The 19,382-nt window shown below is 70.9% G+C and carries 21 protein-coding genes; 15 read left to right on the forward strand and 6 right to left on the reverse strand.

All coding sequences use genetic code 11. The features are described 5' to 3' along the window. The first annotated feature begins 1 nt into the window (after position 1). Genes Q9R08_RS03135 through Q9R08_RS03145 form a run of 3 tightly spaced genes read left to right on the forward strand, consistent with a single transcriptional unit; the run spans position 2 to position 2,528 of the window. Positions 2-793, forward strand: coding sequence for an RraA family protein (locus Q9R08_RS03135; protein ID WP_308866363.1), 792 nt, complete (start codon positions 2-4; stop codon positions 791-793). After that, positions 763-1,731, forward strand: a complete 969-nt coding sequence (locus Q9R08_RS03140) for an aldo/keto reductase (protein WP_308866364.1) — start codon at positions 763-765, stop codon at positions 1,729-1,731. Before Q9R08_RS03135 ends, Q9R08_RS03140 begins: the two co-directional genes overlap by 31 nt. Then, positions 1,728-2,528, forward strand: a complete 801-nt coding sequence (locus Q9R08_RS03145) for an amidohydrolase family protein (protein WP_308866365.1) — start codon at positions 1,728-1,730, stop codon at positions 2,526-2,528. Before Q9R08_RS03140 ends, Q9R08_RS03145 begins: the two co-directional genes overlap by 4 nt. Positions 2,529-2,638: 110 nt before the next feature. Here the strand turns inward: Q9R08_RS03145 and Q9R08_RS03150 are convergent, their stop codons facing one another. Then, positions 2,639-3,307, reverse strand: coding sequence for a GntR family transcriptional regulator (locus tag Q9R08_RS03150; protein WP_308866366.1), 669 nt, complete (start codon positions 3,305-3,307; stop codon positions 2,639-2,641). A 6-nt stretch (positions 3,308-3,313) separates the two neighbouring features. Beyond that, positions 3,314-3,943, reverse strand: a complete 630-nt coding sequence (locus Q9R08_RS03155; RefSeq protein ID WP_308866367.1) for an SGNH/GDSL hydrolase family protein — start codon at positions 3,941-3,943, stop codon at positions 3,314-3,316. 190 nt (positions 3,944-4,133) lie between these two features. On the opposite strand from Q9R08_RS03155, the gene Q9R08_RS03160 reads away from it, so the two are divergent. The 5 genes from Q9R08_RS03160 to rplI all read left to right on the forward strand — a co-directional run bounded on the left by Q9R08_RS03160 (position 4,134) and on the right by rplI (position 7,298). Then, a complete protein-coding gene (locus Q9R08_RS03160; protein WP_308866368.1) occupies positions 4,134-5,333 on the forward strand; it encodes an acyl-CoA dehydrogenase family protein in 1,200 nt (399 codons plus the stop codon). 282 nt (positions 5,334-5,615) lie between these two features. Then, positions 5,616-5,984 carry a 30S ribosomal protein S6 gene (gene rpsF / locus Q9R08_RS03165; RefSeq protein WP_308866369.1) on the forward strand — a complete coding sequence of 123 codons (369 nt, stop codon included), beginning with the start codon at positions 5,616-5,618 and terminating at the stop codon, positions 5,982-5,984. Between the two features lie 5 nt (positions 5,985-5,989). Continuing rightward, positions 5,990-6,514, forward strand: a complete 525-nt coding sequence (locus Q9R08_RS03170; RefSeq protein ID WP_308866370.1) for a single-stranded DNA-binding protein — start codon at positions 5,990-5,992, stop codon at positions 6,512-6,514. Positions 6,515-6,580: 66 nt separating this feature from the next. Next, entirely contained in the window at positions 6,581-6,835 is a 255-nt protein-coding gene (gene rpsR, locus Q9R08_RS03175) for a 30S ribosomal protein S18 (RefSeq protein WP_045301896.1), read from the forward strand. A gap of 10 nt (positions 6,836-6,845) precedes the next feature. Beyond that, complete coding sequence (gene rplI, locus Q9R08_RS03180) at positions 6,846-7,298, forward strand: 50S ribosomal protein L9 (protein WP_308866371.1); 453 nt, start codon at positions 6,846-6,848, stop codon at positions 7,296-7,298. Between the two features lie 94 nt (positions 7,299-7,392). Here rplI and Q9R08_RS03185 read toward each other — a convergent pair whose 3' ends face one another. The 3 genes from Q9R08_RS03185 to Q9R08_RS03195 all read right to left on the reverse strand — a co-directional run bounded on the left by Q9R08_RS03185 (position 7,393) and on the right by Q9R08_RS03195 (position 11,796). After that, entirely contained in the window at positions 7,393-8,667 is a 1,275-nt protein-coding gene (locus tag Q9R08_RS03185) for a GNAT family N-acetyltransferase (protein WP_308866372.1), read from the reverse strand. Between the two features lie 334 nt (positions 8,668-9,001). After that, entirely contained in the window at positions 9,002-10,690 is a 1,689-nt protein-coding gene (locus Q9R08_RS03190; protein ID WP_308866373.1) for a chaplin family protein, read from the reverse strand. 119 nt (positions 10,691-10,809) lie between these two features. Continuing rightward, complete coding sequence (locus tag Q9R08_RS03195) at positions 10,810-11,796, reverse strand: hypothetical protein (RefSeq protein ID WP_308866374.1); 987 nt, start codon at positions 11,794-11,796, stop codon at positions 10,810-10,812. A gap of 621 nt (positions 11,797-12,417) precedes the next feature. Between Q9R08_RS03195 and dnaB the strand changes: the two genes are divergently transcribed. Beyond that, on the forward strand, positions 12,418-13,791 hold the full coding sequence (gene dnaB / locus Q9R08_RS03200; RefSeq protein WP_308866375.1) for a replicative DNA helicase: 1,374 nt from the start codon (positions 12,418-12,420) through the stop codon (positions 13,789-13,791). 83 nt (positions 13,792-13,874) lie between these two features. Next, positions 13,875-14,030, forward strand: coding sequence for a hypothetical protein (locus tag Q9R08_RS03205; RefSeq protein ID WP_308866376.1), 156 nt, complete (start codon positions 13,875-13,877; stop codon positions 14,028-14,030). A gap of 38 nt (positions 14,031-14,068) precedes the next feature. Here the strand turns inward: Q9R08_RS03205 and Q9R08_RS03210 are convergent, their stop codons facing one another. Next, positions 14,069-14,575, reverse strand: coding sequence for a MarR family winged helix-turn-helix transcriptional regulator (locus tag Q9R08_RS03210; RefSeq protein ID WP_308866377.1), 507 nt, complete (start codon positions 14,573-14,575; stop codon positions 14,069-14,071). Positions 14,576-14,690: 115 nt separating this feature from the next. On the opposite strand from Q9R08_RS03210, the gene Q9R08_RS03215 reads away from it, so the two are divergent. From Q9R08_RS03215 to Q9R08_RS03235, 5 genes are all read left to right on the forward strand, one after another. Further along, on the forward strand, positions 14,691-15,482 hold the full coding sequence (locus Q9R08_RS03215) for an SDR family NAD(P)-dependent oxidoreductase (protein WP_308866378.1): 792 nt from the start codon (positions 14,691-14,693) through the stop codon (positions 15,480-15,482). A gap of 117 nt (positions 15,483-15,599) precedes the next feature. After that, positions 15,600-16,169, forward strand: coding sequence for a dihydrofolate reductase family protein (locus Q9R08_RS03220; RefSeq protein WP_308866380.1), 570 nt, complete (start codon positions 15,600-15,602; stop codon positions 16,167-16,169). Between the two features lie 185 nt (positions 16,170-16,354). Continuing rightward, the gene (locus tag Q9R08_RS03225; protein WP_308866381.1) at positions 16,355-16,786 is read left to right on the forward strand and encodes a VOC family protein; all 432 of its coding nucleotides are present in this window, start codon (positions 16,355-16,357) and stop codon (positions 16,784-16,786) included. Positions 16,787-16,834: 48 nt separating this feature from the next. Beyond that, positions 16,835-18,070 carry an amidohydrolase gene (locus tag Q9R08_RS03230; RefSeq protein ID WP_308866382.1) on the forward strand — a complete coding sequence of 412 codons (1,236 nt, stop codon included), beginning with the start codon at positions 16,835-16,837 and terminating at the stop codon, positions 18,068-18,070. 19 nt (positions 18,071-18,089) lie between these two features. After that, on the forward strand, positions 18,090-19,346 hold the full coding sequence (locus Q9R08_RS03235; RefSeq protein ID WP_308866383.1) for an MFS transporter: 1,257 nt from the start codon (positions 18,090-18,092) through the stop codon (positions 19,344-19,346). Positions 19,347-19,382 lie beyond the last annotated feature (36 nt).

Consider the following 19,382-nt stretch of genomic DNA (forward strand, 5'->3'; position numbering starts at 1 on the left):
CATGTCCGAACCCACAGCCCCCTTCCCGCGCCCCGCGTTCGAGCTTCCGGTGCGCGGCGGCGCGTACTGCCGGGCCGATCCCGAGACGATCCGCGATCTGGAGCGGGTGTCGGCGGCGACCGCGTGCGCGAAGCTGCACGGCATGGGCATCACCCGCTCGTTCGTCGAAGGGCCACGCGCGCTGACCGAGGGGCAGCGGGTGGTCGGATCGGCCATCACGCTGCAGTTCATGCCGCAGCGGGAAGACCTCGCATCGGGCCATGGTCAGGAGTATGTCGAACGGCACACCGCACTGTGGGCCGTGCTCGAGGAGGTCAAGCCCGGCGACGTGCTCGTGATCCAGGCGTTCGGCAGCAGGTACTCCGGCTGCATCGGCGACATCCTCGCCCGGTATTTCCTGCGCAAGGGCGGTGTCGGCATCGTGGTCGACGGCCGCATCCGCGACGCCGACCGGATCCGCGATCTCGGGCTCCCGGTGTGGTCCACGGGCACCACGCCGCATTACGCGTCGCAGACCGAGCTCTTCCCGTGGGCCTATGACGTGCCGGTCGCGGTCGGCGGGGCGCTCTGCATGCCGGGCGACATCGTCATCGCCGACGGCGACGGCCCGGTCGTCGTGCCGCAGGCGATGGCGGACTCCGTCGTCGAGTTTGCGCAGGATCATGAGAACTGGGAGTCGTTCAGCCGCCAGCGCCTCGACGAGGGAGCGCGTCTCAGCGACTACTACCCCCTCACCCCCGACTCGCGGGAGGAGTACGAGCAGTGGCGTTCCGTGCAGGCCTTCGCCCGCTGACGGCCACGGCAGGCGCGTCCGACACGTTCGGACTCGGGTGCGCGCCGATCGGCAACCTGTACCACCCGGTCGCCGAGTCCGACGCCGAAGAGACGGTCGCTGCGGCGCTCGCCCGCGGCATCCGGTTCTTCGACACGGCGCCGCACTACGGAGCCGGTGCGAGTGAAGCACGCCTGGGCCGAACTCTCGCCGGCGTGGACCGCGACACGGTCGCGATCGCGACGAAGGTCGGGCGACGGATCGTCGATGCGGACGGCGCCGCCGTGCCGACCGGCCGCATCGGGGTCGACACCGTCGGCGATCTGACGCGCGACGGCGTGCTCCGCAGCGTCGAGGGAAGCCTCGAGCGCCTCGGCACCGACCGCATCGACCTCCTCCACCTGCACGACCCGCTCGATGTCGACGAGGCGCTCGCGCACGCGATGCCCGCGCTCGTCGACTTGCGGGCGCAGGGCATCGTGCGCGCGATCGGCGTCGGCATGGTGTGGCCCGAGCCGCTCACGAGGTTCGTCCGCGAGGCGGACGTCGACGTCGTCATGATCGCCGGCCGCACGACGCTCCTCGACCACCGCGGCGAGACCGAGCTGCTGCCGGAGGCGGCACTGCGGGGCGTCGGCGTGATCGCGGCAGGCGTTTTCAACTCGGGCATCCTCGCCGACCCGGTGGGCGCGCCCTTCTTCGACTATCGCGAGGCGACCCCCGGGCTGCGGAATCGGGCCCGGAGGCTCGCCGCCGTGTGCGACGCCCGAGGGGTGCCGCTGCGTCACGTCGCGGCGCGCTACCCGCAGCGCCTGCCCGCCGTCGAGGCTGTGGTGGTGGGCGCCCGCACCGCCGCCGAGGTCGACGACTTCGCCGACGCCGAGAGTGCGGTGATCCCCGACGACCTGTGGGCCGAGCTGGAGGACGCCGCCGAGGCGCTCGAGGTCGGCCGCGGGTGAGCGCGGGCATCGTCGACGCCCACGTGCATGTATGGGACCTCGAGCGGTTCCCGCTCTCGTGGTTCCGCGACGACCTGCGGCTCCCGCGGGCGGCGACGGTCGCTGCGCTGACGGATGCCGCGGCCGCCGCGTCGCGCCCGCTGGCGGCCGCCGTGGCGGTGCAGGCCGCCGACACGCACGTCGAGATGCAGTGGCTGCGCGATCTTGCACGCCGCGACAGTGTGGTGCGATGGGTCGTGCTGCAGTACGCACCCGCGACGGGCTGGGCCGGGGTTACTGATGCCGTGCGGGACGAGCGTGTGCGCGGCATCCGTGTCGCGACCCCCGGCGGTTCGGCCGACCTGTCGGACCTCGGCGACCTCGACCGGCTCTGCGACGGCGCCGGCGCGACCGGGCGCGTCATCGAGCTGCTGGCGCGGCCGGCGCAGCTCGACGCGGTGGCGCACCTCGCTCGGCGGCATCCGGGCACGACCTTCGTGCTGTGCCACCTCGGACTCGGCGCCGGCGCCCCCGACGGCGCGTGGGCGGAGTCGCTCGCGCGGGTCGGCGCCCGGCCCAACCTGGCGGCGAAGTTCTCAGGGCTTGCGACAGCGCCGGGCGACCACGACCGTCTCAGCGCCCTCGCCGAGACCGCCGTCGATGCGTTCGGTGCCGAGCGCCTGATGTTCGGCAGCGACTGGCCGATGTCGGCCCGCGTCGTGCCGTATGCCCGCCTCGTCGACGACGTCGAGCGCACGTGGGCCGCGCGCCCCGACGCGTTCTGGGGTGCGACCGCGACGGCGCTCTACGGACTCTGACCTGAGCCGGCCGCGGTTCGGGTGGCGCTCTTCGTCGCGCCGGTGTCGCTCAGCGAGCGCAGGTCGGGGCGCTTCGCGTCGCCGGCTGCCGCGGGTCGGGGCTCCGGCGGCTAAGTCGTCTCGTCGTCGGGGAGCAGCGTGCCGGCCGCGTGCGCGTGGAACAGCTGCGCGGCGGCGTCGGGGTCGCCGGCGTCGAGTGCGGCGAGCAGGCTGCGGTGCCACTCGGCGACCGTGTGCCAGTCGCCCGGATATGACGGGTCGCCGAGCACGTGGAGGGAGCGCAGGCTCGGCTCGATGATGTCCCACATGCGCGGGAGGTAGACGTTGCCGCTCGCCTCGATCACGCCGCGGTGGAACGCGAAATCGAGTTCGCGGAAGACGCCGAGATCCTTCGCCTCGGCGGCGTCGTGCATCTGCGAGATGAGGTCCTCGAGGCGCTGGTGCGCCCCGGCATCCAGGGCGCCGCAGGCGAGGCGGCCGGCGATGGACTCGAGCTCGGCGCGGGCGACCTTCGCCTGGGCGACCTCCTCGTCGGAGTAGCTCGAGACGAAGTTGCCCTGGTGGCGCACGTGGGTCACGAGGCCCTCGTGGGCGAGCTGCTTGAGGGCATCGCGCACCGGTGCCTGGCTGACCTGCAGCCGGCGGGCGAGCTGCGACTCGACGAGCTGCTCGCCGGGGGCCAGCGAACCGTCCTTGATCATCGTCTTGACGAGCTCGTAGATCTGGTCCGAGAGCAGACCGCGCTTGAGCTCGGTCACGGAACTGAGCGCATCCGACATCGTGGTCTACTTCCCCGTGCGTGCGGCGCCGACCGGCACGGACGCGTACGCGGCGAGCCAGGCGTCGGCGATGAGAGCGGCGCCCTGCGCCGTCGGGTGGACGCCGTCGGGCACGATCGCCGCGGCGCCGTGGGCCGCGGCCGCGGCGCCGACACCGTCGTGCAGCGGCACGAGCGTGGCGTCGAACCGCTCGGCGAGGCGGCGGACGGCGGCCCGCTTGGGGTCGAGGTCCTCGAGCCAGGCCGCCTGGCCGTCGCTCACCGGCACGAAGAACGGCTCCACGAGCACGAAGTGCTCGACGCCCGCCTCACGGGCGGCCTCCAGGAGCCCGGCGACCGTGGCCTCGAAGTCCTCGGCCGAGGTGGGGTCGTCGCTGTCGAAGCGGCGCCACATGTCGTTCACGCCGATGTAGACCGTGAGCACGTCGGGCTGCGCGGCGAGCACGTCGTCCCAGCGGGCGGCGAGGTCGACGGCGCGGTCGCCGCCGATGCCCTTGTTGATCACGGTCGCGCCGTCGCCGACGGCGTGTGCGATCAGCGCGACATACCCATCCCCCAGCGATGCGGCGTCGTCGCGGTCGCGTCCGGAGTCGGTGATCGAGTCGCCGGCGAAGACGAGGGTGGTCGAGAGAGGCATCCGGTGTGGTCCAATCGACGTGGGACGTGTTCCGCCAGCATAATCGATAATCGCTTGACGGGCTGGGCGCGGACGTCCGCAACCGCACGGACGCCGAGGTTTCCGTGAACATATCGCCTCGGCGGCCTGCGAGCGAGGAGCGGTGCGAAACGGCGTCGGGCAAGATCGAATCACGACGCGAGGAGGAGCCATGACCGATGCCCGCCGGGACCCCGACGATCTCGACGCGCTGCGCGCGGCGTCCGATGTGCTCGGCATCGACGCGCTCCTCACTGTGGACGAGCGCGCCGTCCGTGACCGCGTGCGCGGCTTCGTCGACGCGGAGATCCGCCCGCACATCGCGGACTGGTTCGACCGGGGTCACTTCCCCGTGGAGCTGGCCCCTGCCCTCGGGCGGCTCGGCGTCCTCGGCATGACCCTCGACGGTCACGGATGCCCCGGCCGCAGCGCGGTCGAGTACGGCCTGGCCGCGCTCGAGCTCGAGGCGGGCGACTCGGGCATCCGCACGTTCGTCTCGGTGCAGGGATCGCTCGCGATGGGCTCGATCCACCGCTGGGGCAGCGAGGAGCAGAAGCGCGAGTGGCTGCCGCGCATGGCGGCCGGCGAGGCGATCGGCAGCTTCGCGCTCACCGAGCCGACCGCCGGGTCGGACCCGTCGAGCATGAAGACGTTCGCGCGCCGGGACGGCGGCGACTGGGTGCTCTCGGGAGCGAAGCGCTGGATCGGCCTCGCCTCGATCGCACAGCTCGCGGTCGTCTGGGCGCAGACCGACGAGGGGGTCCGCGGCTTCCTGGTCCCGACCGGCGCACCGGGCTTCGAGGTGGCGGTGCTCGAGCCGAAGGGCTCGATGCGGGCCTCGGTGCAGACCGAGCTGAACTTCGACGACGTGAGGCTGCCGGCATCCGCTCTCCTTCCCGGGGCGCGCGGGCTCCGCGGGCCGTTCTCGGCGCTCAACGAAGCGCGGTACGGGATCGTGTGGGGCGCGCTCGGGGCGGCCCGCGACAGCTTTGAGGCGGCCCTCCGCCACGCCTTGCGGCGCGAGCAGTTCGGCCGGCCCATCGCCGGATTCCAGCTGACGCAGCGCAAGCTCGTCGACATGGTGGTCGAACTGCAGAAGGGCGCGCTGCTGGCGCTGCAGATCGGACGCGCGAAGGATGCCGGCACCCTCACGCCGACGCAGATCTCGCTCGGCAAGCTCAACAACGTGCGCGAGGCGGTCGCGATCGCCCGCGAGGCGCGGACGATCCTCGGCGGCGACGGGGTGCTGCTCGAGCACTCCCCGATCCGGCATGCCGCGAACCTCGAGTCCGTCCGCACCTACGAGGGCACCGACGAAGTGCACACCCTCATCCTCGGTCAGCACCTCACCGGCCTCGACGCCTTCCGCTGACCGCTGGGGTCGCCCCCGGCCCCTCGAGCTCACCGAACCGAGGGCTTTCCGCCAAGACAGGGGGCCATCGCCCCGGGTCTCGCCGCGAATTCCCGGTCTCGACGGCAGCAACCCCCTGCGCGACCGCCGATCGGGGCGGGTTCGGCGTCTGGTCGGCGATCCGGTACCATAGGAGGGTTGTCCGCACGCGTTCTATGCGCGGGAAGTCGGATGACGTGCACACACACCCTCCTGCTGTCGGGAAATGCCCGGCAGCCGTTCTAGTCCGAAGGAGGTGGGTTAGTGACGCACCAGTACGAACTCATGGTCATCCTGAACCCCGAGATCGATGAGCGCCAGGTCGGCGCCAACCTCGACAAGTTCCTGAAGGTCATCACGACCGACGGCGGCACCATCGAGAACATCGACATCTGGGGCAAGCGCCGTCTCGCCTACGAGATCCAGAAGAAGAACGAGGGCATCTACGCCGTCGTCAACTTCACGGCGACCGCCGCGACCACCCAGGAACTCGACCGTCAGCTCAACCTCAACGAGCAGATCATGCGCACCAAGGTGCTGCGTGCCGAAGAGGCCATCGCGATGATCGCGTCGGAGAAGCAGCGTGCCGACGAGCGCGCCGCTCGCAAGACCGCCAAGGCTGCGAAGGCATAAGGCTGATGGCCGGCGAGACGATCATCACCGTCGTGGGAAACCTCACGGCTGATCCCGAACTGCGCTACACGCAGAACGGCCTCCCCGTCGCGAACTTCACGATCGCGTCGACGCCGCGCAACTTCGACCGTCAGGCGAACGAGTGGAAGGACGGCGAAGCGCTGTTCCTCCGCGCGAGCGTGTGGCGCGAGTTCGCCGAGCACGTGGCCGGCTCGCTGACGAAGGGCATGCGGGTCATCGCGACCGGCCGCCTCAAGCAGCGCAGCTACCAGGACCGCGAGGGCAACAACCGCACCGCGATCGAGCTCGAGGTCGACGAGATCGGCCCGTCGCTGCGCTACGCCACCGCACAGGTCACCCGCGCTGCGGGCGGCTCCGGCGGTGCCGGCGGCAGCTTCGGCGGCGGTGGCGGTCAGTCGCGTCCGGCGCAGGTCGCCGATGAGCCGTGGTCCACGCCCGGTTCGTCGAACGCCGGCGGTGGCGACGCCTGGGCAGCCCCCGGCGCCTACGGCGACGACACCCCGTTCTGATCTCACAGGCAGATTCCGGATGCCCCGTGAAGAGGCATCCGATCAAGAAAACGTAAAGGAACCACCATGGCTGGAAAGGCAACCGGCGACCGCCGGAAGCCGCGGAAGGGCGCGAAGAACGCGGCCCCCGCGAAGGCGATCCGTGTCGGTCTCATCGACTACAAGGACGTCGCGACTCTTCGCAAGTTCATCTCGGAGCGTGGCAAGATCCGCGCCCGTCGTATCACCGGTGTCTCGGTGCAGGAGCAGCGTCTGATCGCCAAGGCGATCAAGAACGCGCGCGAAATGGCGCTCCTGCCCTACGCCGGCGCTGGCCGCTAAGGAGCACCCAATGGCAAAGCTGATTCTCACGAATGAGGTCGCCGGGCTCGGAAGCGCCGGAGACGTTGTCGAGGTCAAGAACGGGTTCGCCCGCAACTACCTCATCCCCCAGGGCTTCGCTGTGGCCTGGACCCGTGGCGGCGAGAAGCAGGTGGCGTCGATCCGCGCCGCCCGCGAGTCCCGCGCGATCCACGACCACGAAGAGGCCGTGGCGCTCAAGAACGCCCTCGAGACCAACAAGGTCAAGCTGTCGGTCAAGGCCGGCGCCGAGGGTCGCCTGTTCGGCGCGGTCAAGACGGTCGACGTCGCCGCCGCGGTCAAGGCCGCCGGCCTCGGTGACCTCGACAAGCGCAAGATCCACATCACCTCCCCGATCAAGTCGGTGGGCGAGCACGAGGCGACGATCCGCCTCCGTGACGACCTCACCGCCGTGATCACCCTGCAGGTGGTCGCCGCCAAGTAGTCCCCCGGGATACGGCGAAACGGATGCCGCGAACCGGTGCTCTTCACGAGCACCGCGTTCGCGGCATCCGTCGTCTCCGGCGCTGCGGGCCGGCTCAGAAGATCCAGTTCGCGCCGGCGGCCACCGGCCACGACCACGCTGCGGATGCCGCGCGAAGGGCCGCCGGTGAGCGCACCTCTACGAGTCCCGACTGGGCGAGCGATGACAGCGAGATCGCACCGAGATGCGCGGCGCCGAGTTCGCGGATGTCGAGTGCCAGGTCGGCGTCGTCGCCGGTCGGCGTGATCTCCGCGTGCCCCCACGCCTCGGCGCGCACGCGCCAGCGACCGGCGTTGGCGGGCAGCATCGCGTCGGTCACCTCCAGCACCACGTCGACGTCGCCCGCGTACCGCCGCTGCGCGAGCGCGGCCGGCAGGTCGACGATGCGCAGCCACGAATTGTCCTGGTAATCGGGCAGTGCGGGCCGGATGTCGACGAGCAGTGACACGATCGGGTCGTCGACGGGCAGGTTCGAGATCTGCACCCGAGACGTCAGGTCGAGGTCGAGCAGCACTGACCACATGCGGTGTGCGGCGGCCGCGGTCAGCGCGACGGCCTCACGCACGTGCACCGTGCCCTCCGCGCCGGCGCGCTCCCACGACGTCGTGCGACGGAAGGTCGCGTAGGCGAGCGCGGTGTCGGTCTCATCGCGCACGAGCAGCAGCCGGAGCGACTCCTTGCCGCCGCGGAGCGCAGCGGGGTCGGCCTCGCGCGCCGTGCGCTGCTCCGGTGTCTCGCGTGTCGCCCAGCCCGGCCGCCCCAGACCTTCGGGCAGGCGCGCGTAGTCGCGATGGACCGCGGCGACGAGGTCGCCGTGGGCCTCCGCATCCCACTCCTCGAGGGCGACGTCGAGCGCGGCCGCACCGAGCACCGGGCGGAGGGCGGCGCCGCGGGGGATCGTCAGGCTCAGCTGCGTCGACGCCATGCCGTAGCCGAAGCGGCCGTAGATGGGTGTCTCCGCCGCCATCAGGCCAGAGATCGCCTCGCCGTTCGCAAGGCAGACCCGGAAGTGGTGCTCGATCATCCCGCGCAGGATGCCGCGACGACGGTGGCCCGGGTGCACGCCGACCCACGTCAGCCAGCCGCACGCCACCTCGGCGCCGGGAACGGGGTAGGCGCGCAGCGGGTAAGCCCCGTGGAATCCGGCGAGCAGCTCGTCGTCGCCGACCTGTGCGACGCCGTACGTGCGGTGCCAGCTCAGCGGACTCGGCACCTCGCGCAGCGTATCGATGGAGCGCTCGGTGGGGAACGCCCAGACATCCAGGCGGAGGACGTCGTCGAGCCGGTCGGATCCGATGGGTGTGAGGCAGTAGGAGTCGGGGAGGGGCACCCCCCTACTCTGGCGATCCCGCGGGGGGCGCGCAACGAGGACGGCGGCACCCGGTCCGCGCTCGAGGGCATGACGAAGCGGATGCCGCGAGCCCCCCGGTTCGCGGCATCCGCTCCTGGCATCTCCGCTGCGTCGCCCGCTCCAGGCATGGTCGGACGGCGCAGACGGAGATGGATGATGCACCCCCGATCGCGAGGCGGGTCCAGGCAGGTCCCGGCCATCGCGATCGGGGGCGGTTCGAGGGCGGGAGGGCCGCTGGGGACGGCCCTCCCGCTGTGCTCTCACGCGAGTCGGGGCGAGGGGCGCCTGGGGAACGTCGACTTGCCCCGTCGACTCACGCGGAGCGCCGCCGCGACACGCGCGCGATGGCACCCGCTGCGAGCAGCGAGAGCCCCAGCAGCAGGAACGGCATCGCGCCCGCTCCTCCTGTCGTGGCGAGCTGGGTGGCCTCACCGGACGCCGCCGCCGAACCGGTGACGGTGGCCGAGCCGCCGTCACCGGGCGTCCCGTCGTCCCCCGGGTTGGTGGGGTTCGTCGGGTCGGTCGGGTCGGTCGGGTCCGTCGGGTCGGTCGGGTCCGTCGGGTCGGTCGGGTCCGTCGGGTCCGTCGGGTCGGTCGGGTCCGTCGGGTCGGTCGGATCGGTCGGGTCCGTCGGCACCACGGCGTCGACCGTGGTGCTGTCGCCGATCACCGAGATGGCATTGCCGCCGATGGTGATGGGCAGCGAGATCGGCGCCAGCACCTGCGTGCCGCCGAGGATCGAGCCCGGGCCGCCGGTGGTGCCGGTGGTCCCATCGGTGCCGGTGCCCGGCGCTGCGGCCGCACCCGTCGAGGTGCTGTCGCCGATGCCCGAGATCGCATTGCCGACGACCGTGACCGGCACGGCGATCGGTGCGAGCACCTGCGTACCGCCGAGGATGCCGTCCGTGCCGTCGGTGGTGCCGCTGGTGCCGCCGGTGGTGCTGCCGGTGGACGGTGCCGTGGTCGCGGCATCCGTCGACGCGCTGTCCCCGATGACCGAGACGGCGTTGCCGACGGCGGTGATCGGGGCGGTGACGGGTGCGAGCACCTGCGTACCGCCGAGGGTGCCGTCCGTGCCGTCGGTGGTGCCGTTCGCGCCGTTGCCGGTCGAGCCGGTCGACGGTGCCGTGGCGGCACCCTCGCTCGAGCTGTCGCCGATCAGCGAAATCGCGTTGCCGACCGCGGTGACCGGGGCGGCGACGGGTGCGAGCACCTGGGTGCCGCCGAGGATCGAGTCCTCGCCGCCCGTGGTGCCCATCGAACCGGCTGACGGCGTGCCTGTGCCGGCGGTCGTGGTGGCGTCGGTGGACTCGCTGTCTCCGATGAGGGAGATCGCGTTGCCGCTGACGGTGACCGGCGCGGCCACGGGAGCGACCACCTGGCTGCCGCCGAGGATCGAGTCCTCGCCGTCCGTCCGGGCATCGGCCCCCGCGCCGGCGCCCGAGCTCGCGGACGCCGTGGTGGCGTCCTCGCTCGTGCTGTCGCCGACGACCGAGATCGCATTGCCCGAGACCGTCACCGGCGCCGCGATCGAGGCGATCCCCTGGGTTCCGGACAGCAGGCCGTCCTGGCCCGAGGTGTCGGCCGGTGCCGCCGGGGCGGTGGCAGGAGCCGGCGCGGAGGTCGCGGCATCCGTCGACGAGGAGTCGCCGACCACCGAGATCGCGTTGCCCGAGACCGTGATCGGCACGTTCACCGACACGAGGCCCTGCGTGCCCGAGCCGATGCCGTCGGAGCCACTGGTCGTCGCCTCGGCCGGAGCCGGAGCCGGAGCCGGAGCCGGCGCCGCGGTGGTCGCGCCGCTGCTCGACGAGTCGCCGAGCACCGAGAGCGACGTGCCGCTGATATCGATCGGAAGGTTGACGTCGATGATCGCCTGGCTGCCCGAGAGCAGCCCGTCATCGCCCGTCGTCTCGGCCGCATTGGCGACCGTCGCGCCCAGCAGCGTGATGCCGCCGGCGAGGAGCGTGCCCAAGAGGGCGCGCTTGTAGAAAGTACGCATGGTGTTCCCCTTTGTGGATTGATCGGTTCGCAGCGCACGGAGAGGCGCTGCTCAGCGCGTGAGGGCGCGCTGGTTCCTGTGCCGCCCGCGCTCGGATGAGCAAGGCGGCCGGGGACCGATCAGTCGGGGGAGACGTCGGTGGAGCCGACGGGCGCCGGCGGCGCGTGCTCGTCCTCCGGACCTGCTCGACGCACCCAGGCACGGTGTGCGGCAAGAGGAAGGAGGGCAGCGAGCGCCCAGGCACCGGGACCCGCACCACCGGGTCCCGCGGAGGCAGTGGGCAGACAGAGTCCGCCTGCAGAGCTGAGGGGTCCGCTCACGGCGAGCGCGGCGGACGAGACGACGACCGAGGCGGCAGCGGTGGCGTGCGACACAAATGCCGCCGCCCACTTGCCGATCGAGCCGGCGGTCGTCGAGAAGAGAGCGGCCGCGGCATCCGTCGGGACGGTGGAAGCGGCGAGCGCGTCGTCCGCCGTCAGTCCACCCGACGACGACGGAAGGCCCGGAATCGCAGGGATTCCGGGAAGTGCGGGCACCTCGCCGGTGCCGCCGACGGGCGGGAGTCCGACCGTGGCGCCGGTCTCGTCGACCGCGCCGACGACGCCGGTCAGCGTCTCGTCGACGGTGCCGCCAAGGTCGTTCACCGCGTCGTCGAGGCCGGTGCCGGTGACGATCCCGCCCACGATTGGAACCTCGGTCACGAGGTCGACCACGGGCTGGGTGATGCCGCTCACGACGCCGCCGGAGACGACGTCGGAGACCGGGTGAGTGACGTTCGTGACGACGGTGCCGACCGTCTGGACCACCTGGCTGACCGGCTGCTGGACCGGCGCCGGAGCGGCGGCGACCACCGTGTTGACGGCGCCGGTGACGCCCGTCGTCACTGTGGAGACGGTAGTGGTGACGGTGGTCGCGGTCGTGTCGACCAGCGAGGTCACGGCACCGAGAGCACCCCCGAGAAGTCCTCCGTCTTCGGTCTCGTCGGCGTGCGCCTGTCCGAGGCCGAGGCCGAGGACCAGCGAGACGACGATCCAGGCGAACGCGGTTGCGACCCCGATGAGGGCCAGCCGCACGATCCTCGGCAGCTGCGAGGTTGCGATCTCCACGTTCACCTCCCACGACGAAAGAGCCGCACGTTCCGGACGGATCGTGCGTAGGGGTGCCTGGACTTGCGACGATACCGCCTGGGCGATCGCCGTGTCCATACCCCTCTCGCAGCGAATCCGATCGGTGCTCCTCGCGCGCACGCGTGCGCGCACGGCGTGTCTGTGTCCCCGGGATTGTGCACAGGGCACGATGCACACCCCAACCTTCAACCCCGACTTCAATCACATCCCCCTCCACAGGCTGTGGAAAAGGCATCGGCAGGTCAGGAGCGGTTTCTGCGGCGATTCTGCTCGAAAAGCAGTGAGTTCTCCACAGTGGTTGTTCACAGGCGCGTCGGCGTTTCACGCAGCCTCTCCACAGAGTTATCCACAGGTCGCGTTGCGCGTGTCGGAGGCCGTCCTTAGCGTGGGGTGCGGCCCACTCGTGGCGCGCGCCTCCGTGCTGGACACAACGGCGTGACAGCAGCAGGGGATCGCACACGGGGGTTCGGCGGGAAAGCGGGATGCTGCGGGCATCCCGCAATCAGCTCGTGCACGCTGAGGCGTGCCCGGCGAGCCGCACCGGCCCGCGCCGTGACAACTCGGACGATGTGAACGAACGATAAGGAGGACTCGCAGCCTATGTCGATCGCCGACATCTCCGATGAGCGCATGGGGGGTCCCCGCGACTTCGAGCGCACTCCCCCGCACGACCTCCTCGCCGAGCAGAGTGCGCTCGGCGGCATGCTGCTGTCGAAGGATGCCGTCGCCGACGTCATCGAGACGCTCCGCGGCACCGACTTCTACGTGCCGAAGCACGAGCTCATCTTCGAGGCGATCCTCACCCTCTACTCGCACGGCGAGCCGACCGACGTCGTCGCGGTCACCGACGAGCTCATCAAGACCGGCGAGCTGCAGCGCGCCGGCGGCGCGGACTACCTGCACACGCTGACGTCGATCGTGCCGACGGCCGCCAACGCCGGCTACTACGCGTCGATCGTCTCCGAGCGGGCGCTGCTGCGCCGCCTGGTCGACGCCGGCACCCGCATCGTCCAGATGGGGTACTCGGGTCAGGGAGAGGCGCTCGACCTGGTCAACAACGCGCAGGCCGAGATCTACTCGGTGACGGGCGCCGAGGCGGCCGAGGATTACGTGCCGCTCACCATCGCGGTGGATGCCGCGGTGGAAGAGATCGAGGCCGCGCGAGGTCGCGACGGTCAGATGACCGGCATCCCGACCGGCTTCTCGGGACTGGACTCCCTCACGAACGGCCTGCACCCGGGTCAGATGATCATCATCGCGGCGCGACCCGCGATGGGTAAGTCGACGCTCGCGCTCGACTTCGCACGGTCGGCGGCCGTCAAGCACGACATGCCCACCATCTTCTTCTCGCTCGAGATGGGGCGCAGCGAGATCGCGATGCGCCTGCTCAGCGCCGAGGGCGCGATCCCGCTGCAGTCCATGCGAAAGGGCACGCTCGACTCGCGCGACTGGACCACCGTCGCCGCGACGCGTGGCCGCATCAACGACGCCCCTCTCTACATCGACGACAGCCCCAACATGACGCTCGTCGAGATCCGCGCGAAGTGCCGGCGGCTCAAGCAGCGCGCGGGCCTGAAGCTGGTCGTCATCGACTACCTGCAGCTCATGACCTCGGGCAAGCGCGTCGAGTCGCGTCAGCAGGAGGTCTCGGAGTTCTCGCGAGCGCTCAAGCTCCTCGCGAAGGAGCTCGGCGTGCCCGTCATCGCCCTCTCGCAGCTGAACCGTGGTGCGGAGCAGCGTGCCGACAAGAAGCCGGCGCTGTCCGACCTGCGTGAGTCGGGCTCGATCGAGCAGGACGCCGACATGGTCGTGCTCCTGCATCGCGAGGCCGCGTACGAGAAGGACTCGCCGCGCGCGGGCGAAGCCGACCTCATCGTCGCCAAGCACCGCAACGGCCCGACCGACACGATCACCGTCGCGTTCCAGGGACACTTCTCCCGCTTCACCGACATGGCGCCAGGCGACTTCGGGTAGCAGCCATCGTGATCGAGCCGCAGCGACCAAGGCCGGGGATCCAGTCCCGCTAGGTTCTCCACAGGAACCCCGCCGTGGAGGCGATGAGCGCTACGGCCCACGCCGGCGACCTCGACGGGATGCGGGCGATCTTCTCGAACGGGCTGTCCGGCCTGTTCCCCGATCCGGCTGAGGCCGAGGTGATCGCGCAGGCGCTCGACGCGGGCGACCCGGACGTGCTGCGCCAGATGCTCGCGTAGCACCCGACCACCGAGGTCGACCTGCAGGGACAGCGCTCCTAGGCAGACGATGTGCCTGCAGAGGCAGGCGCCCAGCCTTCCTCCGACCGGATCCCACGCGCGATGCGACGCGAGATGTCTCTCAGCTGCCGCTGCTGCGCGCTCGTGAGGCGATCGAAGACCAATCGGCGCACGAGTCGGGTATGCCCCGGCGTCGCGTCGTCGACCTTCTGCCGGCCGGGGGCGGTGAGGACCGCCAGCGTGAAGCGGCCATCTGCGGGGTCCGGCTCGCGGCGCATCCACCCTCTGGACTCGAGTCGCGTGGCAGCGCGCGACAGTCGCGAGAGGGAGCTGTTCGCATAGCCCGAGAGCACGCTCATGCGCAGGGTCCCGCCGGGGGCGTCGGCGAGTGCGTACAGCACGCCGTACTCGAAGTGCGTCAACTGGGCGTCGCGCTGGAGTTGGGCGTCGAGCGTCGCCGGCAACCACTCGAGGACCGTGGCCAGGGCGGCCCAGGTATCGAGCTCCTCACGAGTCAGCTCTTCGGGCACACCGGTTTGCGTCATGCCCACACTGTAACCGCCGGCGACCGTATTCACTTGCTCAGGAAACTCAATGGACGTACGATTCACTTGACTGAGCAAGTCAAAGTCTCACGCAGGGCGCGTGGGGAAGGGTGTCATGGAACTGAATCTGACGGGCAAGCGGGCGTTCGTGAGCGGATCGACGCAGGGAATCGGGTACGCGATCGCGGAGACGCTCCTGCGCGAGGGCGCCTCGGTGATCGTCAACGGGCGCACGGACGGACGCGTCGATTCCGCGGTCGATGCGTTGCGCGCCTCGGTGCCCGGCGCAGAGGTCACGGGGATCACCGCCGACTTCGCGGATCCCGACCAAGTTCGTCGCTTGCTCGGCGCCCTCGAAGACGTGGACATCCTCATCAACAACGTCGGGGTGTTCGAGGTCAAGGAGTTCACCGACATCACCGATGACGATTGGCACCGTTACTTCGACGTCAACGTGATGAGCGGCGTCCGTCTGTCGCGGCACCTGCTGGGGCGCATGCTCCAGACCGGTTGGGGTCGTGTCGTGTTCGTCTCCAGCGAGTCGGGGGTGAACGTCCCGGGCGACATGATCCACTACGGCGCCACCAAGGCCGCCATGCTCGCGCTGGGCAACGGGCTCGCCAAGCTCACGCGGGGCTCCGGTGTCACGGTGAACACGGTCCTCGGTGGACCGACGTACTCGGACGGCGTCGCACAGGCCGTGACGCAGATCGCCCGGGCTCAGAACATGCCGCCCGAGGACCTCAAGGGCGCGATCGCCGAAGGCAATCGGACGTCGCTGCTCCAGCGATTCATCGAACCCAGCGAGCTCGCGGATCTCGTGGCCTACCTGGCGAGCCCTCGCTCCTCGGCGACGAACGGCGCGGCGCTGCGGGCCGACGGCGGAACGCTCACCACGATCCTCTGATCGTCCGCGACCGGGGTTCCGCCACGTCCGGCCCGCGATTACCCTCGTGCCCGAGGCATCCACCCGAGAAGTAGTCCCGCGCGACCGCGCGGGAAGCGGAACGCGCAGGAGGCTCAGATGCAGACCTTGACGGTCGACTTCATCATGTCGCTCGACGGATACGGCGCCGCGGAAGGGTGGCCGGGATGGTGGGGGCTCGAGGGCCCCGAGTATCTCGGCTGGCTGGAGCAGCTGCCGGAGCAGGACCATCCGATACTGATGGGAGCGACGACGTACCGCGTGATGTCGGAGCTCACCGCCGGCGGCGAGGAGGGCACCGATGTGCTCAACGGCGTGCTGAAGTACGTCTTCTCTTCGACGCTCGAGGAGCCGCTCGCCTGGGAGAACTCGGTGCTGGTGCGCGAGGACGCGATCGACTTCGTGCGGCGGCTGAAGGAGGAGTCCGATCGGCCGCTGCGCACGCTCGGCAGCGTCTCGCTCTGCCGTTCACTCCTCCAGGCCGGCCTGGTGGACCGTTACCGCGTGGTCGTGTTCCCGGTGATCACCGGCGCGACCGGCCAGGAGCGGATCTTCGACCGCTACCCCGACGTCCGCCTCGACCTCGTCGAGGCCCGCACGTTCGACCAGCGCAGTCAGCTGCTCGAGTACGTGCCCACCGTGCTGGACGGGCCGCCGCTCGGGACGTGATCGTGCGCGCGGCGGATTGCGGACAGCATCCGTCCTGGTGGGCGCCTACCGTCGGACAACGACGAAAGGAGCCATCATGGCCATCTCCGACCCCGCCACTCCCGCCGGCTACACCTCGGTCGCCCCGTGGGTCGTCACCGACGACACCGGCGCCCTTCTCGACTTCATCGCCTACGCGTTCGACGGTGAGGAGCTCGCGCGTCCAGACCGAGGACGGGCTCATCGGGCACGCGGAGATCCGTGTCGGCGACACCGTCGTGCTGGCCTTCGATCGCCGGCCGGAGTGGCCCGCGATGCCGAGCCTGCTCCGCGTGTGGGTTCCGGATGCGGACGCAGCCTTCGGTCGCGCCATCGAGCGGGGCGCGGCGGTCGTGACGGAACTCGGCGACAACGCCTTCGGACAGCGCGGCGGACGGGTCAAAGACCCGCTCGGCAACATCTGGTGGGTGACCCAGCAGGTCGAGACGGTGCCCGACGACGTCATGTGGCGGCGCCTGCAGCAGCCCGAGTACGCCGAGAACATGCGGTACGCGCAGGAGTCGCTCGACGCCGAACTGAGCGGCTCGGCAGCCGGACGCAGCAGCGCCCCGCGCCAGGGCGCCGGCGACCGGTCCTGAGGCCACCGCGGCGATCGTGGCCCGACGGTCCGGCGTAGGTTGGAGAGCATGGCTCGAATCCTCGCCGTGACCGGCGGCTACGTCGTCCCCGTCAGCTCCGACCCCATTCCGGACGGCACCGTCGTCGTCACCGACGGGGTCATCACCGCCGTCGGCGGGGCCGACACGGCGGTGCCGGACGGCGCCGAAGTGATCGACGCCACGGGCAGCTGGGTCGTCCCCGGTTTCGTGGAGTCCCACGGTCACCTCGGCGTCCACGAGGACGGCGAGGGATGGTCGGGCAACGACACGAACGAGATGACCGACCCGAACGGGGCGCGGTTCCGCGCTCTCGACGGCATCGACATCGAGGAGGTCGGCTTCCGCGACGCGCTGCGCGGCGGCGTGACGACGGCGGTCATCAAGCCGGGGTCGGGCAACCCCATCGGCGGCCGCACGGTCGCCATCAAGACGTGGGGCGGTCGCACCGTCGATGAGCAGGTCCTCGCCACCGACGTGTCGGTGAAGTCGGCGCTCGGTGAGAACCCGAAGCGCGTGTACGGTGACCGCAAGCAGACCCCCTCGACGCGGCTGGGTGTGGCTTCCGTTCTGCGCGACGCGTTCGTCGCCGCGCAGAACTACGCCGACAAGCGCACCTCGGCCGCCGACAAGGACGAGCCGTTCGAGCGAGACCTCGGCAAGGAGACGCTCGCCGCGGTGCTCGCAGGCGATCTGCTCTGGGATCAGCACTGCCACCGTCACGACGACATCGCGACGGCGATCCGGCTGTCGGAGGAGTTCGGCTACCGCCTGATCGTCAACCACGGCACCGAGGCACACAAGATCGCAGACGTCCTCGCCGAGAAGCAGATCCCGGTGATCTTCGGACCGCTGCTGACGTCGCGCTCCAAGGTGGAGCTGCGCGACCGCGCCATCGGCAACCTCGCCCTCATCGCCGAAGCAGGCGTCAAGGTCGCCATCACGACCGACCACCCCGTGGTCCCCATCGACCAGATCCGGCTGCAGGCGATCCTGGCGGTCCGCGACGGCCTCCCCGCCGAGACGGCGCTGGAGGCGCTGACGACCAACCCGGCCGACATCCTCCGCCTGAACGAACGGGTCGGTGCACTCGAGCCCGGCCGCGACGGAGACGTCGTCGTGTGGTCGGGGGACCCGCTCGCCGTCGACTCGCGCGTGCAGCGCGTGTTCATCGAGGGGCGCGCGGTCTATGAGCCCGGTACGGATGCCGCTCCCCGCGTCGTCGAACGGTGGGAGCGCTTCGGTCGCACGTCGTGGATGGGATGACGACGCGCGGCGCGGCGTCGTGAGCGTGCCGGCCGAGGATCGGGGCGCGCCCGACCCCGTCCCCCGATCTTCGTTCGCCCGGTACTGGGCGGCGGCCGCGATCAGCTCCTTCGGCACCGCCGTCTCGGCCGTCGCGATGCCGGTGCTCGTGGTGCAGCTGCTCGCGGCGACGCCGGCGCAGGTAGGCATCGTCAACGCGGCCCAGTTCGTGCCGTACGCCGTTCTCGGGCTGATCGCCGGCGCGTACACGGATCGCTGGCGACGCAAGCCGATCCTCGTGTGGTCCAGCATCGGCCGCGCGGTGTCGCTCGGCGCGATCCCGGTGCTCTGGCTGACCGGCGTGCTCGAGATCTGGATGCTCGTGGTGCTCCTGCTGCTGTTCGGCTCGTTCTCGGTCTTCGGGTTCGCGGCGACGCAGTCGTTCCTTCCCCGGCTGGTGCCGCGCTCGCGGCTGGTGCTGGCGAACGCGCGCCTGGATCAGACGGATGCCGCCGCCCAGACGGTGGGTCCGGCGCTGGGCGGCGGGCTCGTCGGGCTGCTCGGCGCGCCGGTCGCCCTCCTCGTCGACGCGGTCAGCTACCTCGTCGATGCGCTGCTGAACGCGAGCATCCGCGTGGACGAGCCTCGCGAGCGCCGCCCCGAGCGCAATCTCCTCCGTGAGATCCGTGAGGGGCTGCGCTGGGCGTACGCGCACCGGACACTCGGCCCGCTCGCGGTGTCGACGCACGTGTGGTTCTTCGCGAACGGCATCGCGTTCACGGTGCTCTCGCTGCTGGCGCTGCGGTCACTCGGCTTCACCGCGTTCACCTTCGGACTGCTGCTGGCGGTCTCGGGATCGGCGGCTCTGCTCGGCGCCACCTTCGCGGCGAGATTCGGGTCGTGGCTCGGCACCGGACCGGCCATCATCGTCGCGCGCGCGGCCTATCCGATCGCCTGGCTGCTGGTCGCGGCGGCGGCGTGGCTGTCGGCGGGGCCCGTACTCCTCTATATAGCGCTCGCGGTCCACGGGCTCGCGGCCGGCGTCGAGAACGCGAACGAGATGGGCCTCCGGCAGGTGGTGACACCCGACGCGCTGCTCGGACGCGTGAACGCGAACATCCGCTCGGCCAACCGGACGGCAGCGGCGCTCGGCGCCCTGGCGGGCGGTGCGGCGGTCGGCCTCGTCGGTGATCAGTGGACGCTCGTCGCCGTGATGGTCGTCTTCGCGGTCGCCGCGCTCATCGCGGTCCTCTCGCCCCCACTTCGAGCCATGCGCAGCCTCCCCGACTCGGACTGAGGCCGCGCCTTCCACCCCGGCGATGAGGCGCAGGAG

The sequence above is a fragment of the Microbacterium psychrotolerans genome, assembly GCF_031085295.1.
GTDB classification, from domain to species: Bacteria; Actinomycetota; Actinomycetes; order Actinomycetales; family Microbacteriaceae; genus Microbacterium; species Microbacterium psychrotolerans.

Excerpts from the sequence above, each read along its gene's own strand:
- Q9R08_RS03135 (WP_308866363.1), top strand. The coding sequence starts at position 2 with ATGTCCGAACCCACAGCCCCCTTCCCGCGCCCCGCGTTCGAGCTTCCG.
- Q9R08_RS03150 (WP_308866366.1), bottom strand. The coding sequence starts at position 3,307 with ATGTCGGATGCGCTCAGTTCCGTGACCGAGCTCAAGCGCGGTCTGCTC.
- Q9R08_RS03155 (WP_308866367.1), bottom strand. The coding sequence starts at position 3,943 with ATGCCTCTCTCGACCACCCTCGTCTTCGCCGGCGACTCGATCACCGAC.
- Q9R08_RS03160 (WP_308866368.1), top strand. The coding sequence starts at position 4,134 with ATGACCGATGCCCGCCGGGACCCCGACGATCTCGACGCGCTGCGCGCG.
- Q9R08_RS03170 (WP_308866370.1), top strand. The coding sequence starts at position 5,990 with ATGGCCGGCGAGACGATCATCACCGTCGTGGGAAACCTCACGGCTGAT.
- rpsR (WP_045301896.1), top strand. The coding sequence starts at position 6,581 with ATGGCTGGAAAGGCAACCGGCGACCGCCGGAAGCCGCGGAAGGGCGCG.
- rplI (WP_308866371.1), top strand. The coding sequence starts at position 6,846 with ATGGCAAAGCTGATTCTCACGAATGAGGTCGCCGGGCTCGGAAGCGCC.
- Q9R08_RS03190 (WP_308866373.1), bottom strand. The coding sequence starts at position 10,690 with ATGCGTACTTTCTACAAGCGCGCCCTCTTGGGCACGCTCCTCGCCGGC.
- dnaB (WP_308866375.1), top strand. The coding sequence starts at position 12,418 with ATGTCGATCGCCGACATCTCCGATGAGCGCATGGGGGGTCCCCGCGAC.
- Q9R08_RS03205 (WP_308866376.1), top strand. The coding sequence starts at position 13,875 with ATGAGCGCTACGGCCCACGCCGGCGACCTCGACGGGATGCGGGCGATC.
- Q9R08_RS03210 (WP_308866377.1), bottom strand. The coding sequence starts at position 14,575 with ATGACGCAAACCGGTGTGCCCGAAGAGCTGACTCGTGAGGAGCTCGAT.
- Q9R08_RS03215 (WP_308866378.1), top strand. The coding sequence starts at position 14,691 with ATGGAACTGAATCTGACGGGCAAGCGGGCGTTCGTGAGCGGATCGACG.
- Q9R08_RS03220 (WP_308866380.1), top strand. The coding sequence starts at position 15,600 with ATGCAGACCTTGACGGTCGACTTCATCATGTCGCTCGACGGATACGGC.
- Q9R08_RS03230 (WP_308866382.1), top strand. The coding sequence starts at position 16,835 with ATGGCTCGAATCCTCGCCGTGACCGGCGGCTACGTCGTCCCCGTCAGC.